12 protein-coding genes, 1 pseudogene and 1 other annotated feature are annotated in these 17,145 nt (G+C 37.9%); of the genes and pseudogenes, 1 reads left to right on the forward strand and 12 read right to left on the reverse strand.

What is annotated here, in order from left to right:
• Nucleotides 1–248: 248 nt before the first annotated feature.
• The 5 genes from IGJ00_RS13585 to hisS all read right to left on the reverse strand — a co-directional run bounded on the left by IGJ00_RS13585 (nt 249) and on the right by hisS (nt 8,328).
• Complete coding sequence (locus tag IGJ00_RS13585) at nt 249–551, reverse strand: hypothetical protein (RefSeq protein ID WP_142433529.1); 303 nt, start codon at nt 549–551, stop codon at nt 249–251.
• Nucleotides 532–2,574: a histidinol-phosphatase gene (locus IGJ00_RS13590; protein ID WP_142433530.1), complete on the reverse strand. Its 2,043-nt coding sequence runs from the start codon at nt 2,572–2,574 to the stop codon at nt 532–534. Before IGJ00_RS13590 ends, IGJ00_RS13585 begins: the two co-directional genes overlap by 20 nt.
• A gap of 1,598 nt (nt 2,575–4,172) precedes the next feature.
• Nucleotides 4,173–5,048 (reverse strand): YitT family protein, encoded by an 876-nt coding sequence (locus IGJ00_RS13595; RefSeq protein WP_010734230.1) that lies wholly within the window; start codon nt 5,046–5,048, stop codon nt 4,173–4,175.
• Between the two features lie 206 nt (nt 5,049–5,254).
• A complete protein-coding gene (gene aspS / locus IGJ00_RS13600; protein ID WP_074801284.1) occupies nt 5,255–7,021 on the reverse strand; it encodes an aspartate--tRNA ligase in 1,767 nt (588 codons plus the stop codon).
• A complete protein-coding gene (gene hisS / locus IGJ00_RS13605; RefSeq protein ID WP_034687180.1) occupies nt 7,021–8,328 on the reverse strand; it encodes a histidine--tRNA ligase in 1,308 nt (435 codons plus the stop codon). Before hisS ends, aspS begins: the two co-directional genes overlap by 1 nt.
• Before the next feature lie 65 nt (nt 8,329–8,393).
• Nucleotides 8,394–8,605, reverse strand: a binding site (T-box leader).
• A 130-nt stretch (nt 8,606–8,735) separates the two neighbouring features.
• Here hisS and IGJ00_RS13610 point away from each other — a divergent pair.
• Nucleotides 8,736–9,686, forward strand: a complete 951-nt coding sequence (locus tag IGJ00_RS13610; RefSeq protein WP_115358298.1) for an aldo/keto reductase — start codon at nt 8,736–8,738, stop codon at nt 9,684–9,686.
• A 62-nt stretch (nt 9,687–9,748) separates the two neighbouring features.
• On the opposite strand, the pseudogene relB reads toward IGJ00_RS13610, so the two are convergent.
• The 7 genes and pseudogenes from relB to prmA all read right to left on the reverse strand — a co-directional run.
• Nucleotides 9,749–9,934: pseudogene (relB, locus tag IGJ00_RS13615) on the reverse strand (type II toxin-antitoxin system RelB family antitoxin); the annotation flags it as partial.
• A 208-nt stretch (nt 9,935–10,142) separates the two neighbouring features.
• Nucleotides 10,143–11,402 carry a cytochrome P450 gene (locus IGJ00_RS13620; protein ID WP_142433533.1) on the reverse strand — a complete coding sequence of 420 codons (1,260 nt, stop codon included), beginning with the start codon at nt 11,400–11,402 and terminating at the stop codon, nt 10,143–10,145.
• Nucleotides 11,403–11,541: 139 nt separating this feature from the next.
• Complete coding sequence (locus IGJ00_RS13625) at nt 11,542–12,372, reverse strand: prenyltransferase (RefSeq protein ID WP_071867726.1); 831 nt, start codon at nt 12,370–12,372, stop codon at nt 11,542–11,544.
• Nucleotides 12,373–12,521: 149 nt separating this feature from the next.
• Complete coding sequence (gene dtd / locus IGJ00_RS13630) at nt 12,522–12,968, reverse strand: D-aminoacyl-tRNA deacylase (RefSeq protein ID WP_071867725.1); 447 nt, start codon at nt 12,966–12,968, stop codon at nt 12,522–12,524.
• An 11-nt stretch (nt 12,969–12,979) separates the two neighbouring features.
• The gene (locus IGJ00_RS13635; RefSeq protein WP_071867724.1) at nt 12,980–15,193 is read right to left on the reverse strand and encodes a RelA/SpoT family protein; all 2,214 of its coding nucleotides are present in this window, start codon (nt 15,191–15,193) and stop codon (nt 12,980–12,982) included.
• Nucleotides 15,194–15,424: 231 nt separating this feature from the next.
• Nucleotides 15,425–16,186 (reverse strand): 16S rRNA (uracil(1498)-N(3))-methyltransferase, encoded by a 762-nt coding sequence (locus tag IGJ00_RS13640; protein ID WP_438844529.1) that lies wholly within the window; start codon nt 16,184–16,186, stop codon nt 15,425–15,427.
• Nucleotides 16,187–17,134 carry a 50S ribosomal protein L11 methyltransferase gene (prmA, locus tag IGJ00_RS13645; protein ID WP_438844530.1) on the reverse strand — a complete coding sequence of 316 codons (948 nt, stop codon included), beginning with the start codon at nt 17,132–17,134 and terminating at the stop codon, nt 16,187–16,189.
• Between the last annotated feature and the right edge of the window lie 11 nt (nt 17,135–17,145).

The raw sequence follows: 17,145 nt of genomic DNA on the forward strand, positions 1-17,145 counted from the left end.
ACTTTCTGCTTTACTTGTATAGAAAGACTCATCTTTCTATATCATTCAACACATGAAAATAAGTGAATTAAGTAATTCTATATTTAAAATAAGAGGGGACCGAGAATCAGCAATGTTTAAATAACAAATAAACTAGATTTCACAGTCCCCCATGGGGGCTCGTTTTTAAAGGTAATCGGAGTAAGAGAAAGCAACTACACTTTATAATTTTTTTAAACAAGTGTTGCCATTTCAATTTTAAAAATCAATTAGTTCGCCGAATACTTTTGTAGTGTGGTCGCAAATTGTTGATTTACACTATCTTGGATATTTTCTTTATCTTTGATTAGTTCAGATAGTTTATCATGAATACTCTTGTAAATTATTTTATGAACTCCATGTTGTAGCTTTTCCTCTGAAAATTCATCCATTTCAAATGTAGTACCGTCTTTCGATAAAACGGCTAGAGAAATTAATTCGAAGATATCCTCTTTAATGATTTGATCAATTTCAATCCAAGTTTCTTCTCTTAAAAAGTAACCTTTATTTCCATCAATTTTCAAGTATTTCATAAGTATCTCTCCTTGTTTTGTAGGTTCGTTCGCCGGCTTCAAGACAATTCAATTGCACAGACAGATTGCTAACAGAACTGCCGTTAGATGCGCACAATTTTTTATCCGTAGGATAGCCGAAATAGATATTAAATATGGGTTCGTCATGTACTAAAGTTCTTTGAGTATGCAAAATAAAATCAGGTTTTATAGATGCGCCTATTGTATTATTATGTGTTGAGACAAAAACAGGAATATGTTTAGAAATATCTTGTAGGACAGTATTTATTTTGGTGTTTAAAAACATATTATCAAAAGAAGATTCAGGCTCATCAATAAGAAGTAGATCGTATTTGAGTGAATCTTCTATTTTTCTGAGAAAATTATATTCTGCTCGTTGCCCCCCAGAAACGGGATTCAGATCTGTGTTTAGTATCTCAATTTGCATTTTAACAAAGTATTTCACAAAGTCAGCATGTTCTAAAATATCTTTGTTTTTTAAAGCTTGCAGGTAGTCAAATGGGTGATCATAAAATTTAAAGACTTCAATAAAGGAAGTTTGCTTTTTTATGATGTTCAGAACTTCTTGAGCGCCTTTAAAAGGTCTTTTTGATTTTCTAATTGTAAAATCGTAAACTTCGGTTTCGTCCAATATCTTATCTTTTTGTAGTTCTTTGGTTATGTTATTGAACTCATTTATCATTAGAATTTCCTTTGCAATATCGGAAAAATCTAAATCATAAACTCGTTGAATCCTAGTTTTTAGTTGTAAATTGCCTTGTATATCTGCAATTAATGAATTGGTCCTCTCCTTAATAAAATTGCTCAGGAAGATTTTTCTATATTCATCCACTAATCGATTTAGGAGGTTTATCAATGATTCCTGAGGCAATTCTTCAAAAATGATACTCGAATATTCTTGATTATCAATAAGAATTTGGACAGATCTTATTAATTCGTCCAGCGTGTCCAAAGATTTTGGTTTATAAGGTGTCTCTGAGAATAATTTCGCTTTAGCAAAGGAATCCTTTTTTTCAGTGCTCTCGGCATTCTTAATTAGTGACCGCAGATATTTATTCACGTTGGATTCTGATTGTTTTGGATCAATAGGAAGAACAAGTGTTAAAATGTCTTTGAATTCTTTTAGGAAGTTTTCTGTAAATAGACTCTCATCCCTTAAAAGTTGTCGATTAAAGTTCTCTTTTGATTCATCGTCACTTCGTTCAACTAATTCAAATTGTCTGATATACTTTGTATTACTTGTTGAATAAGCTATCTCATTTAACAAATGGGTCTTTCCTGATGAACGTTCACCTATCAAAACGTTTAAACCCGTAGATGCTACGACTTTTTCGGTTAAGTTAAAAAGATCTTTTCCCTCTTTCAAAGACAAGGCAACCTTTGATTTATCAGATAAAGTGTACTTTAAAGCGGCAAAATTTATTTCAGAAACATTGATATATGTCTGCTGCATACTAAGATTCACGAGATCTTCAGACATACGCTGATCACTAAAAAAAACTGGTACAAGGTCATCTTCTTTGTTTAAGAGTTCCACAAATTTTCGTACAGAACTTGTTTCTCCTGTAGTAATTTTAGAATGTTGAGATAGATCCATAATCACAGAGTCAGAGATTTCTGGTGATTTCATATAATGAGGAATCAATAAATATTTTTTTAGTTCTTGTTTTGGAAAAATGCTATAAAATTCTTCCAATGTTAAGGTTGAGTTTTGATCTTTAATATAGGAACCTAAATTTTTACATTTTTCTGAAAAATCTTGAATATTGGACATCGAATTATCTGATATGACTAAAATATGACCATTTTCAAGATCAACCTCAACACCAGGAAAAACGGGAATGGTTAACTCTTGTTGAATTTGATCAAACTGATCGCTATCAAAAATATTATGATTTGTGATAGCTATGGCATTAAGTTTCCTGATGAATACATATTCCTTTAATTTTTCAATAGAAAATAAAAATTTTTTTGAATCACTGACAGTGCTAATCGTATGGATATGCAAATCTATTTTTTTCAACTGTTTTTCTCCTTTCATATAGTAGATATATCTACTACTATCATAGCCTTATAGCTTAAAAAGTTCTTCGATCTTTCTTTTTGTAAAGTATCGAAGAACTTTTTAGTGTATAAATTAAATGCTATCAAATTCTATAATAAGAATTGTAAAGAACAGATACTGCCCTCGTGAGTTTTTCTTTTTGATACTTCCATAGAAAGTTAGATAATAGGGGTAGATTGGTTCAAGCAAGATGAAGTGTCCAGAAAATAAGAAATTATTAAACCTTTTTTTATATTTAATTTTTTCTGCTATATAATCCAATTAAATAATAAAATATAAGACTATAAATTCCACTAGGTCTGAAATCTCGATTAACGATATATTCAACAGTAATCCAAAATTCACTTCCAATTAATCCCGAATAGATTACGGTTACATATGGGTGGTCTTCAGTAAATTTTTTAAATTTCATATATTAAATTATACTATACCTAGTAGCCACTTCTTTGCCAGTAGCATCGCAACCTCTTTGGAAATAGAACCCACTCCACCCATTTTTATTCTTATACCAAAGTTTAGCAACCGACTCACTCGGTTTAATCCCAGGTTAGACCAACCAACCTCATTTAATAGTAATTATAATGCCCACAGAGGTACTACCCCAAAATTCCCAATACTGAACCAATTCCTGAATAAAATGCTGTATTACTTGCATTAGTTGCTACACCAGTAGAAACTTCAACGTTCGTGTAGATTGAACTACCCCATCGAGATACATTAGCTTTGAGCATAGATTCTATCTTTACAACAGAAATACTTCTACCTTCATGAACTTCAGCGTAAACCTTAGGGGGCATCTCTGGACTATGTACAGTCTCCACTACATTTGACTCATCAATAAATTCTTCTTCACATGCAACACTACTTGTAAACAACGTGGATAATAACACACAGAACCAAGTACTAAAATAGTAATTTTCTTTTTCATTTTTTTCTCTCCTCAAATTATATTTGTTACAATCGTTACAATAACATACATATAGATTAAAAAAATATGTGGATCAAAATATATTGTTTTAAAGTCATAATCGTTTGATAAACTTTTGCTAATCCATTACCCTCATAAAACAACTAAAAAAACGATTAAAATAACCCGAAAAACAAACGTTATCTGTCGAGTTAGTTTAACTGTAATATTAAAAGTATCTATCGTCTTTATATCGATCAATTATTGTCACTTGTTTTAAGATATCTTCTTGCATATGTTTAGCAACCAAGCTAGGAGGAATTTTTTCTAACCCGTCTTGAACAGGTACATAGTCAAGGAAATTACCAATCGTCGTTAGGCCTACATCATCACTAGCCAATTCTACTAATCCAATTTGAATTGCATTGTGGCTATCTAAGATCAGGTAAGTGCTTCATATGATCATACTTCATAAATCTTATGAAAGAAGACGCCTTTTGTCTGTTGAAATATCGATAGCATAAATAATTATTTTCAATTCCTTAATCGCAACAATCATTTCTGGTATTTTAGTGACAAGAAGATCAAAAAAACACAGCGATAACCATTCAGTTATCCACTGTGTTTTATCTAACTAGTTTACTAAAATCTAAATCCCATCTTCATAAAAACGTCCGAGGATTTGGACATTTTCCGCAATACTGACAAATGCTTGCGGGTCAGAAGATTTCATTGCTTCACGTAACAAAGGAAGCTCGTAGCGAGTAACGATCGTCATTAAGACTGTTTGTTTATCGTGCTTGTACGCACCTTCTGCTTCATTGATGATCGTGATCCCACGACGCATACATTTTTGGATCGCTTCAATCACTGCTTCAGGATGCTTAGTCACGATCATGACTTGCATCTTTTTTTGTTTCGTATAGACGACATCCGTCACTTTGCCACTCACAAAAATCGACAAGGCACTATAAAACATATACTGCCAACCGAAGAGCAAGCCCGCTACGAAAACAATCAGTGCATTGAAATAAATGGAAATCGAACCAATGGATCGTCCTGTTTTTTTACGGATCGTAATACTCACGATATCTAATCCGCCAGAAGATAAGCCATTTTTTAATGCTAAACCAATACCAACCCCATTGACGGCACCACCGAATATCGCACAAATGATCGGATCGGTCGAAAGAATCGTTTGTGGCAAGAGATGGATACTAAGCGAGGTTAATGTCACAGTGATAAATGTAAAAATCGTAAATTTCTTTCCAAGTTTAAACCATGCTAAAAAGAATAATGGGATATTCAGCAAATACAACGTGGTTGAGACTGGAATCTCAAAACCAATCACTGATTTTGAAAGCGTCGTTAAGATTTGCGCAAGACCGGTTATCCCACTTGAATAGATGTTTCCTGGTTGATAAAAAAAGTTCAATGCAACTGAAGCAATCAGTGCATAGACGATCGACACCGAAAGTTTGGTCGTATAATCATGATACGCCCAATTTTCGAAAGTTTTTTTCATGAAAAAAGCCTCGCTTTATCTGGTATGCCCTTATTATATGATCTTTTAGGATTTAATCAAGAGACTTCTTTGAAAAAAAGATTGGAAATTCCAATATCATACAAAAAAGGTTGTGTCAGCGTCACAAGTCCGAATCAATCGCGACTTATCTGTGACCCTTTCACAACCTTGGTGTTTCTATGAAAATAATTTATCTCTAGTCGTTGTTATTCAACATCTGTTACATCGATGTTCAACTCAAATAATTGAAGATCAGAAACAGTGCTTGGCGCATCACTCATAACATCAGCTGCTTTACCATTTTTAGGGAAAGCAATGACTTCACGAATGTTTTCTTCACCTGCAAGCAACATCACAAAGCGGTCAAGCCCTAAAGCAATCCCTCCATGTGGTGGGAAGCCATAATCTAATGCACTTAACAAGAAACCGAATTGTTCTTCCATTTCTTCTTCAGAAAAGCCTAGTGTTTTTAATACTTTTTCTTGTAATTCTCTTGTATGGATACGTAATGATCCCCCACCTAATTCATAGCCGTTCAAGACGATGTCATACGCTTCTGCATAGACTTTTGCCGGATCAGTTGCCAATAACTCGACGTCGGATGCTTTAGGCATCGTAAACGGATGGTGAGCAGAAACATAGCGGCCTTCTTCTGCTGAATATTCAAATTGTGGCCATTCTGTCACCCATAAGAAATTGAATTTTGATTCGTCGATCAAATCTAATTCTTTTCCTAAGCGAGAACGAATCGCTCCAAGAGTGGCTGCAACGATTTCTTCTTTATCTGCACCAAATAATAAAATATCCCCAACTTCAGCGTTTGTTGCTTGGATCAATGCTTCAGATGCCTCGCCCATAAATTTCGCAATAGGACCTTTCAAGCCATCTTCTTCTACTTTTAACCAAGCTAGTCCTTTTGCGCCAAACTGAGTGGCATATTGTCCAAGATTATCTAAATCTTTACGTGAATACTTGCTTGCTGCATTTTTCGCATTCAGCGCTTTGACCACTCCACCATTTTCAAGCGCCATTTGGAAGACTTTAAATTCAACGTCTTTCACAACCGTGCTCAAATCGATCAATTCCATGTCAAAACGTGTATCTGGCTTGTCACTTCCATAACGGCTCATCGCTTCATCATATGTCATACGTGGGAATGGCAAAGTGACTTCGATACCACGTACCTCTTTCATCACTTTAGCAATCAAACCTTCTGTATAGGTTTGGATTTCTTCAGCGGTCAAGAACGTCGTTTCGATATCGACCTGTGTAAATTCTGGTTGACGGTCGCCACGTAGATCCTCATCGCGGAAACAACGAACGATTTGATAGTAACGATCAAAGCCAGCATTCATCAACAATTGTTTGAACAACTGTGGTGATTGTGGTAAAGCATAGAAATGCCCTGCATGGATACGAGAAGGTACTAAGTAATCTCGCGCGCCTTCTGGTGTTGATTTTCCTAAATAAGGTGTTTCTATATCCAAGAAATCATGGTCATCCAAGTAATGACGGATCGCTTTCGTTGTATCGTTGCGCAATTTGATATTTTTTGTCATTTTTGGACGACGTAAATCAAGATAACGATACTTCAAACGAATCTCATCACTGATCGTTTGTTCATCCTCAATCAAGAAAGGTGGTGTTTTGGCTTGATTCAAGATAATGATTTCATCCGCGATGATCTCAAATTCACCCGTTGCCATTTTAGGATTGATTGCCAATTCATCCCGTTTTTTTACTGTACCTGTCACTTCAATGACATATTCACTACGGCATTTATCAGCGATTTCCCACGCTTCTTTATTGATTTCTGGATTAAAAACAAGTTGGACGATTCCTTCACGATCACGTAAATCAATAAAGATCACGCCACCTAAGTCACGTCTTTTTTGTACCCAACCTTTTAATGTAACTGTTTGTCCTAACTGCTTTTCTGAAACCAGTCCACAGTATACTGTTCGTTGTGCCATCATTTTTCCTCCTGTTCAGTAGATAATGTCATTTCATCATAGACTTTATCAAAGTGGTCATAAATATCTTCTAATGCAAAGCTTTTCTCTGTACGATTAGCCATTGATTTGACGTTGATCGTTTGATTGGCTAATTCATCCGCACCAATCACTAAGACCAACTTCGCATCGGCTTTGTCTGCTGTCTTAAATTGTGCTTTCGCTTTACGGCCCATAAAATCACGATCGGCGGAAAAACCAAAATCACGGATCGCTTGAACGATTTTTAACGCTTCGATATTTGTTTCTTCGCCTAGTGCTACTACATAGGCATCTAATGTATTCATTACAGGGACAGCTACTTCTTCTGCTTCCATCGTTAATAAAATACGTTCGATCCCCATCGCAAAACCAAATCCTGGTGTTGCTGGCCCACCTAGTTCTTCGACCAAGTTGTCATAACGGCCACCCGCACAAATCGTTGCTTGTGCGCCCATTTTAGGCGCGTCACTCATCACTTCAAAAATCGTATGCGTATAATAATCTAACCCACGAACCATATTACTGTCGATTTCATAAGGCACATCTAACGCATCCAACATGGCAATCACTGTTTCAAAATGTGCTTTTGCTGTTTCACTTAAATAATCTAAGATCGAAGGTGCTTCTGCTACGAATTTTTGATCACGTTTGTCTTTACTATCCAATACACGTAATGGATTTTCATGTAAACGACGTTGTGAATCTTCGCTTAATTCTGCTTCAAACGGTACAAGGTAATCGATCAACGCTTGACGATACGCTTGTCGCGTTTCTTGATCGCCTAAAGAGTTGATCACTAAACGGATTTGACTGATTCCTAATTGCTTGAAGAAGTCTAATGCCATCACCATACTTTCAACATCCGTCGCGGGATTGTCTGAGCCAAATGCTTCGACACCGATTTGATGGAATTGACGTAAACGACCTTTTTGAGGACGCTCATAACGAAACATTGGTCCCATATAAAATGTTTTGTAAGGTTTTGTATATTCTGGTCCAAATAATTTATTCTCAACAAATGAACGAACGATTGGTGCAGTTCCTTCTGGACGAAGCGTAACATGACGCTCGCCTTTATCATAAAAATCATACATTTCTTTTGAAACGATATCAGTCGTATCCCCTACACTACGAGCAATCACTTCATAATGCTCAAAAATCGGTGTGCGGATCTCATTATATTGGTAATCTTTAAATAATAAACGGGCAGTTTCTTCAACAAATTGCCATTTTTCAGATTCTCCAGGTAAAATATCATTTGTTCCTTTTGGTCTTTGGAAGCTCATATTTTTCTCTCCTTTTCTTCACGCTATGTAATCAATGCAAACAAAAAACACCCTTGTTCGCCATGAACAAGGGTGAATGATTAATTCATACACGGTACCACCTATATTTGAAAGATTGCTCTTTCCTCTCACGATTAACGCTCGTTTACGGGACGGCTTTGCACGCGTCCATCTCCAGAGTGTCTTTCAGAAACTACTTGTTTTAGATCGCTCTCAGCCACGACGATCCTCTCTTATAAAGCATTTAGTTACTTACTCGCTCTTTCATCGATATTTAGATATTAATTATAACCTACTAAAAACACAGCGCAAAGTCAAGTAGATTCTTATTGATTTCTTTTTCAAAGTCATTTTGATTTAGCTTTTTTTCTTTTTGATTTAGACTAAATAAAAAAGGAGGTAAAAAAATGTCAGAAGTAAAAATTGGTCATTCTCAAGTATATGCCGAAGCAATCGGCTTAGGTGCAAATGCCGTCGGCGGGCACAATCTTTTTTCAGGATTAGCTGATGAAACTGGAAAAGAAGTCGTCAGAGCAGCCTTAGATAATGGCTTGAACCTTATTGATACTGCTTATATTTATGGAGAAGGTCGTTCGGAACAATTGATTGGAGAAGTCTTGCAAGAACCGGCTTATGATCGTTCCCGTATTATTATTGCCACCAAAGCAGCACATCTTCCAGATCAACCGAAAAAATTTGATAACTCTCCTGAATTTTTGAAGAAATCAGTCGATGAAGCGTTAGAACGTCTGCAAACAGATTATATCGATATTTTTTATATCCATTTTCCAGATGAAGCAACACCTAAAAATGAAGCAGTTGCCGCTTTACACGAACTGAAAGAAACTGGGAAAATCCGTGCCATTGGTGTGTCTAATTTCACTTTAGAGCAATTGAAAGAAGCCAACCAAGACGGCTATGTCGATATCGTACAGGATCAATTTAGTTTGATCCATCGCACAGCGGAAAAAGAATTATTCCCTTACCTCGAAGCTAACGAGATTGGTTTTGTGCCTTATTTCCCACTTGCTTCAGGTTTATTGACTGGCAAGTATGATCTAGAAAGTCCGAAACATTTTTCTGAAGACGATCCTAGAAAGAACAAACCAAACTTTCAAGGTGAACGTTATGAACGAATCATCACAGCGGTCGATCAACTCAAACCGCTTGCTGAAAAGTACCAAGCAACCACTGCTCAATTAGTCTTAGCTTGGTATATCGCACACCCGCGGATTTCATTTGTCATTCCTGGCGCAAAGAAACCAGAACAAGTCGCAGACAATGCCAAAGCTTTGGATATTCATTTGTCTTTAGAAGATGCCCAAACAATCGATCAGTTATTCCGAGAGTTTAAATAGTACTCAAAAACAACCATCGCGAGAAAATGCGGTGGTTGTTTTTTTATTATGTACAAGATGTTTCAGCATAACCTTAGCTTTTTTTTCATTTCGTCATGCGAGAGACTTTCATCAAGTTTCTGATGATCCTTCATCGCTTCATTATAGATAGCCAAGTCAATTTGCATTTCCAACGTACCTAATATCATCGTTCTAGCTAATTCCGATATTGTCAGTCCTTTCAAATCAGCCATTGCCAAAATAAATGATTTTTCTTCCTCTTATACATGAATTGTAATTTCGCTTATTCCTTCATACCTCCTGTATATTTTTATAGAAGGATGTCGGGAGAGAAGGACTCTAATTACCTAAGAGACTACTTCTCTGCCCACTACCTAATCAATTCTAACGTAAGAGATAAAAGCGAATGTTACTTTTGTCTCTCCCTCACTGAGCAACCCAAGCTCAAAACCCACGTTACTCTTTGTATAACAATCCTCGGCTATTCGGGTAGGTCGGAAATTGATTGAATGGAATCGTCCAATCTTGTTCTGGCACAGCAAAGGCAAAACGATTCACTAATTGATCGGAAAAAACTCGTAAACTATGCAACGTGATCCATTCACCTGCGCATCGGTGCATTCTTCGGAAATCACCGCCACCTTGTGCAATCATCTCATATTCTTCTTCATAAGAGATTTTTTTCGCTTTATCAATATATCGTTTGATCAAAAATGCCTCTGGTGAATCCACTGTCCGTTCATCATGGTTTGTTCCATACAAATCTAAAATCACCCAACTGTCTTTAGGGATGCGATAGCCATCTACTTCAACATCTTGTAAAGCAAATGCCGGTAACATTGGGAAAAATGGGTAATACCGACGCATCTCCTGAATAAAAGGATCTTGTAGTTCCTTAAAATCGTTTTTTAATTGTTGATAGATATCTGGTCGGCTGAAAAGAGCATGCCCCATCAATGCCGCCCATACGGTCAATGCCACGGTCGGCCGAATGATATTCAATAATTCTACCGCCGCAATATCCAAAGGCAAAAGATTACCTTTAAGGTCAGTCGCATTCGCAAAAGCATAGAGCGCTACATTTTCTTTTCCGGCTACTGGATTTTCTCGTGCTTCTTCCAACAACTCTTGTGCCCATTTTTCTGATTTTTTCCGATTGTCTACACCTTTAAAATGATCGATCGGTGAAGTCACTGTTCCACTGATCATGGAGATTTGATAATCTGCCAGTTGGTTGATCTCTTCTTCTGAATAATCCGCTAAGTTGATTCCAGACCATTCACAAATAGCAGTAAAAAGTACTTTTTTACTCAGGTCAAATAACTCAAAGGTACCATGCTGTTGTTCCAATTCATGTGCCAATACTCGATCCAATATTTGATGATAGTCTTCCATTCGCTCTGGTGTCATCAAATCCATAAAAATTGCTTTACGGTGATGATGTTCCGCGCCATCTAAAGACTGCACACCGTCCTTTCCAAATAATGTTTTTTGGATCATTTTAGGCATCGCGCCTTCTCGTTTGAAATTTCTCGGATCATAAAAACGTTTCGCTGCCTCTTCTCCATAGATAATCACAGCTTCCTTATTGAATACCTTTGCTTTCACAACAGGTGATTGGGCTTCTTCTCTTAGCTTTCCAAGCATTTTGTAGCCCTCATTATAGTATTTTTTGATTTCGGTCATTTTGATATCGACCACTGGAATTTCTTGCATATTTTTTGCTCCTCCTAATAAATAACTTTAGATATTATTAGGATACTCCTTGTACAATAAAACTGACAAAAGAAGTGTTTGAGCCCAAGCTATATCAATTATTTTTCTTGTGCTACTTATACCCGAATAAACAACTTCTTTATAAATCATTTAAATTAAATAAGATTTCATTATAACGTTCTGTGGCTCTTTCACTCACTCGTCCTTTTTCACAAAAAGATAATTTTCTTAACTTAGGTACCACTCTTTCCACTCGAATCATTCCTTCGTCTAGCTTTGAAGTCAGCGCATGAAATGCCTCTTTGAAGCGCACGTCTTTTCTAGCGTATTTGTAAAAAGACAAAACATAGACATAATAAAATAAATTATAGCTTCTAAAGGGATATTCTACTTGCATGAATAATGTTCCGATCCCGTGATGGCAAGGTCCAATCGGTTGTTTGATCGTCCAATGGGACAATAAAAATTCCACCGCTCGATCCAACCGCTCATCGTTGTTGATCCATTCGGAGAAACGAAAGGCATCCAAAACTGTTAAGGTCGTCATCGGTGTAGAAAATTCGGTTTCAGGGCCTTTGCCAAAACTATACTTATTGCACTTCCATCCGCCATCTTCTTCTTGGGTAGCGAGAAAATACTCAAATGTTTTTTTTAGTCTCTTGTCTGTTGCATGATCTAAATAACACAATGTTCGAAGTGCAGCAGCCGTATGGCATGGGTAGATCGCACCTTTTGGCGAAACTTTGAATCGTCCGTCTTCCCGCCATGCTTCAAGTATCAAATTGGCCGTTTCTTGTAGGTAAGCTTCTTTAGGTAACACACCTGCATCTAAAAGATACAATGGGCATTCTAAAGTACTGAATGGGGCTCCTTTGATCAATTGTTTATCTGGCGTTGCCCAATAATCAAAGCCATTATCATAACGATGTGACAGTATTTCATCTATAGTTGCTTGATTTCCATTAGCCATTGGCAAGCACCTCCTATGTTCAATTTTATCGCATCTCAGTACTTATGACGAACGAAAACCGAAAGCGCATTCTAAAATTAGGAATAAAGTAAACAAAAAAAGGCTGATTTTGAGAAACTCCATCAAAATCAGACTAATCTTTTTATTTTTCATTTGTTTTGAGAATCAATAATGATCGTCACTGGGCCATCATTCACAAGAGAAACCGCCATATCTGCACCAAATTCTCCTGTTTCAACGGTTATTCCTCGTTGTCTTAGCCCTTCGTTAAAGGCTTCGTATAAAGGAATCGCTGTTTCCGGACGTGCTGCTGCGATAAAACTTGGTCGATTGCCTTTTTTTGTGTCTGCAAAAAGAGTGAACTGAGAAATACTCAACAGCGCTCCTTTGACATCTTCAATACTTAAATTCATTTTTCCTTGTTCATCTTCAAAGATACGCATCTGGGCAATTTTTTTGATCAAATAATCGACGTCTGTTTGCGTATCTGTCTCATGAACACCTAGCAAAATCAACAAGCCATGATCGATACGACCCACTTCTCGTTCGTTGATCGACACAGCTGCTTGACTCACTCGTTGGATCACTGCGCGCAAGGTACTACCTCCTAGCCATTCATCCGGCGTACGCTATATACATCCGGTACGGTCTTGATTTTATCGACAATACTTTTCAAGTGTGACAAGTTGCGTATCCCTACTGTCAAATGGATCGTCGCCATTTTGTCTTTATTCGTTCGTGCTTCGACACTGTTCAGATTTTTAGTCATCGCATTCACTGTCTGCAAGACGTCATTTAACATGCCAGAACGATTATAGCCATAGATCTCTAAATCAGCATCATACTCTTTGTTCGTATTTGAAGTGTCTTCCCATTCAACGTCGATCAACCGTTCTTCCACATTTGGTTTATCCGGTTGGACATTCGGACAGTCTTTGCGATGGATCGAGATACCACGTCCTTTGGTGATATAGCCCACGATGTCATCCCCTGGTACAGGATTACAACAACGGCTGATCCGGATCAACAAGTTTTCAACACCTTGGATGACGACGCCACCTTCATGACGAACCTTCATTTTTTCAGGCTCTTTTTTAGGTTGATTCATCAACTCTTCTGCTTCTTGTTTTTGTTGCTCGATTTTTTGTTCTTTCCGCTCTTTTTCAGTCAAGCGATTAGCCATCGTCAATGGACTTACTTCGCCATAACCAATCGCGGCATACATGTCTTCTTCTGTTTGGAAATTCAAACGTTCTAATGCGTCATGTAATTTATTTTTTGAAAGGATCTCCTTTGGTACAAAGCCAAGATCTGTAATACACTTCACTAAAGCTTCATGACCCTTCGTCACATTCTCGTCTCGATCTTGTCCTTTGAAGAAACGCTTGATTTTATTTCTCGCTTTACTAGTAGCTACTAATTTCAGCCAATCACGACTTGGTCCAAATGAATTTGGCGAAGTCAGAATCTCGATAATATCACCATTCTTCAATTTGTAATCTAATTGGACCATTTTCCCATTGATTTTAGCACCAGTCGTTTTGTTCCCGATATCTGTATGGATGCTATAAGCAAAGTCTAACGGTCCTGATCCTTTAGGAAGCTCAGTCACATCGCCTTTTGGAGTGAACACATAGACTTTATCACTAAAGATATCGCCCTTCACTCCCTCCATGAATTCAGAAGCATCGTAACTTTCATCTTGCAATTCGATGATCTCATGGAACCAACTTAACTGTTTTGTCATCCCATCAGGTTCAACTTTGTCGCCTTTTCCTTCTTTATACGCCCAGTGAGCAGCTACCCCAAACTCAGCGATTTCGTGCATTTCTTGGGTTCGGATCTGGATCTCGACAGGGTTGCCTGCTGGTCCGATAACAGTTGTATGCAACGATTGATACATATTCGCTTTAGGCATCGCGATATAATCTTTGAATCTACCTGGCATGGGTTTCCATTTCGTATGGATCGCTCCTAGTACTGCATAACAATCCTTGATCGAATCTACGATCACTCGAATCGCTAGTAGATCATAGATTTCATTGAACTGCTTCTTTTGATCTTTCATCTTACGGTAAATCGAATAGATGTGCTTCGGACGGCCATAGATCTCTGCAAAAATCCCCAATTCTTCCGTTGCTAAACGGATATCCTCCACTGTACCACTGACATAATTTTCACGTTCTTCTCGTTTTGTTTGCATCAAGTGGACGATTCGATAATATTGCTTTGGATTGAGATAACGCAGCGCCGTATCCTCTAATTCCCATTTGATTCGACTGATCCCTAAACGATGAGCAAGCGGTGCGTATATTTCCAATGTTTCTTGCGCAATGCGTCGTTGCTTATCTTCCCGCAAATGCTTTAACGTACGCATGTTATGTAAACGATCGGCTAACTTCACCATGATTACACGTAAATCTTGAGCCATAGCTAATAACATTTTGCGGTGATTTTCCGCTAGTTGTTCTTCGTGGGATTTATATTTGATTTTCCCTAACTTCGTCACTCCGTCCACCAACATTGCCACGTCGTTCCCGAAGGCTTCTCTTAAATCTTCTAAGGTTACTTCTGTATCTTCTACCACATCATGTAAAAAACCAGTGGCAACCGTGTGGGGGTCCATTCGGAGATCTGCAAGAATCCCTGCAACTTGGATCGGATGGATGATATAAGGTTCTCCTGATTTACGAAACTGTCCTTCGTGGGCAGTGGTCGCGTAGTCACATGCTTTTTGCACAAAAGCGACATGTTCAGGTCCCATGTATTGGCTAACCATCTTAATGACGTCAGGCCCTGTTAATATTTCTTCTTTTGGCATGGGAAACATCCCCCTTTCTATTCATAATCAAAACAGATATTTCTTATCGTGAGAAAGCATTTTTTTATAGCTTAGGATTAAATAATTGTTCTTATTATACCGATTGTGTCAATGATTTTCAATTCCGTACAAAAGGAAAAATGCCCCCTTCACTTTGAGGGATCAAGAAAACAGAAAAAGTCATTCATTTGTTTTGTAGAGAATCGTTATCCCTAACGATTCTCTCACCTATTACTTGCTAGGTGCTTGTAATTCAAGCTGAAAACTGGCGGCACTTAGCAAATACAATGGTGCAGTTTCTGTTCGTAGGATTCTTGGACCAAGACCACAAGGAATGCCACCTTGTGATTCAAAATGAGCGACTTCTTGTGGTGATAATCCGCCTTCTGGGCCAAACACTGCAAGGATCCGAGTACCTGGTAAAACAGATTGAAGTATTTTGGCTAAATTAGCGGCTTCCCCTTGTTTTGCTGATTCTTCATATGCAATCAGAAGGACATCATACGAACTGAGCGTCTCATAAAATTCCTTTTCTGTCTCCATTAAAGATACTTGCGGTACGACTTGGCGATGCGACTGTTCCGCCGCTTCCTGTGCAATCTTGACCAATCGTTCTTGTCGCTTTTTGCGTTTTTTGGCATCCCATTTGACGACAGAAGCCGCAGCCGGAAATCCCACAAACCCGTGAGCGCCTAGCTCTGTCCCTTTTTGTACGATCCAATCCAACTTATCCCCTTTAGGATATCCGCTAGCAATCGTGAACTTGCAGGGTAATTCTTTTTGAACACTTTCTTTCGCCACTTCGACTAAGAAAACTTCATTCTCGTTCATTTCATTGATTTCTGCAATGATCGCGATTTGGTCGTTAAATGCTAAATAGACCTGATCTTTCACTGCCATTCGCATGACTCTTACCATATGGTGATAGGCTTCACCTTCTATTACAAAACGTTCTTGTGGTCGATAAGGTTCATCTAGAAAATATCGTTGCATTTAATCCACCTCAGGTTTTTTTAGCATAATGGCATACCAATCTTTTTGTTGGAACACTTGATCGACAACAAAACCTTGTTCTTCCATCGCTGCGAGAACCATTTCTTTCTTCTCTTCAATGATTCCAGAAACGATCAACGTCCCAGTTTGTTTTAGTAAACGCCACGCATCAGGGATCATCAACAAAATGATATCTGCCAAAATATTAGCTACGATCACATCACTCTCGATCTCAATACTTTTTAATAGGTCATTGGCCGACACATGCACATCTTTGGCTACCTCATTTAGATCCATATTTTCTTTTGCTGAACGCACAGCCACTTCATCGAGATCATACGCATAGACTTCTTTTGCCCCTAAATGCTTCGCCGCAATACTCAACACTCCGGAACCAGTACCGACATCTAAAAGCGTTTCTCCACCTCGCAAGGTCGACTCCAGTGCTTGTAATGTCAAAGAAGTCGTTGGATGCGTACCTGTTCCAAACGCCATCCCTGGATCTAATGTAATGATTTTTTCTAATGGATCATTCGTTTGGTAACTTTCCCAACTTGGTACGACAGTTAGTAGACGTGTGATCCGAACCGGATGATAATATTTTTTCCAAGCCGTTGCCCAATTGCTTTCTTCGACTTCACTCACCGTCACAATGTTCTTACCGATCGCTAATCCAAATTCGGGTAATTTTGTCACACGTTCTTTGATAAAAGGTAAAATTTCCGGTAAAAAGATCGTTTCAGGGAAATAAGCCATCACGATGGCCCCCTCTTCAATCGTTGTAAAATCTTCTTTTGTCAGGATTTCTCCATAAGGATCAGATTTAAAATTTTCGACGTCCAATGAATCTTCGATCGCGACACCACTCGCTCCTGCTTCCATTAAAATATTTGCGACTGCTTCAACCGCTTCACTCGCCGTTTCGATTTTGACTTCATTCCATTTCATATACGTTGCTC

Origin of the sequence: Enterococcus sp. AZ062 (assembly GCF_051715065.1) — a bacterium.
Classification (GTDB): Bacteria; Bacillota; Bacilli; order Lactobacillales; family Enterococcaceae; genus Enterococcus_B; species Enterococcus_B mundtii.

Coding starts and splice junctions, on each gene's coding strand:
- IGJ00_RS13585 (WP_142433529.1), bottom strand. CDS start 551: ATGAAATACTTGAAAATTGATGGAAATAAAGGTTACTTTTTAAGAGAA.
- IGJ00_RS13595 (WP_010734230.1), bottom strand. CDS start 5,048: ATGAAAAAAACTTTCGAAAATTGGGCGTATCATGATTATACGACCAAA.
- aspS (WP_074801284.1), bottom strand. CDS start 7,021: ATGGCACAACGAACAGTATACTGTGGACTGGTTTCAGAAAAGCAGTTA.
- hisS (WP_034687180.1), bottom strand. CDS start 8,328: ATGAGCTTCCAAAGACCAAAAGGAACAAATGATATTTTACCTGGAGAA.
- IGJ00_RS13610 (WP_115358298.1), top strand. CDS start 8,736: ATGTCAGAAGTAAAAATTGGTCATTCTCAAGTATATGCCGAAGCAATC.
- IGJ00_RS13620 (WP_142433533.1), bottom strand. CDS start 11,402: ATGCAAGAAATTCCAGTGGTCGATATCAAAATGACCGAAATCAAAAAA.
- IGJ00_RS13625 (WP_071867726.1), bottom strand. CDS start 12,372: ATGGCTAATGGAAATCAAGCAACTATAGATGAAATACTGTCACATCGT.
- IGJ00_RS13635 (WP_071867724.1), bottom strand. CDS start 15,193: ATGCCAAAAGAAGAAATATTAACAGGGCCTGACGTCATTAAGATGGTT.
- IGJ00_RS13640 (WP_438844529.1), bottom strand. CDS start 16,186: ATGCAACGATATTTTCTAGATGAACCTTATCGACCACAAGAACGTTTT.
- prmA (WP_438844530.1), bottom strand. CDS start 17,134: ATGAAATGGAATGAAGTCAAAATCGAAACGGCGAGTGAAGCGGTTGAA.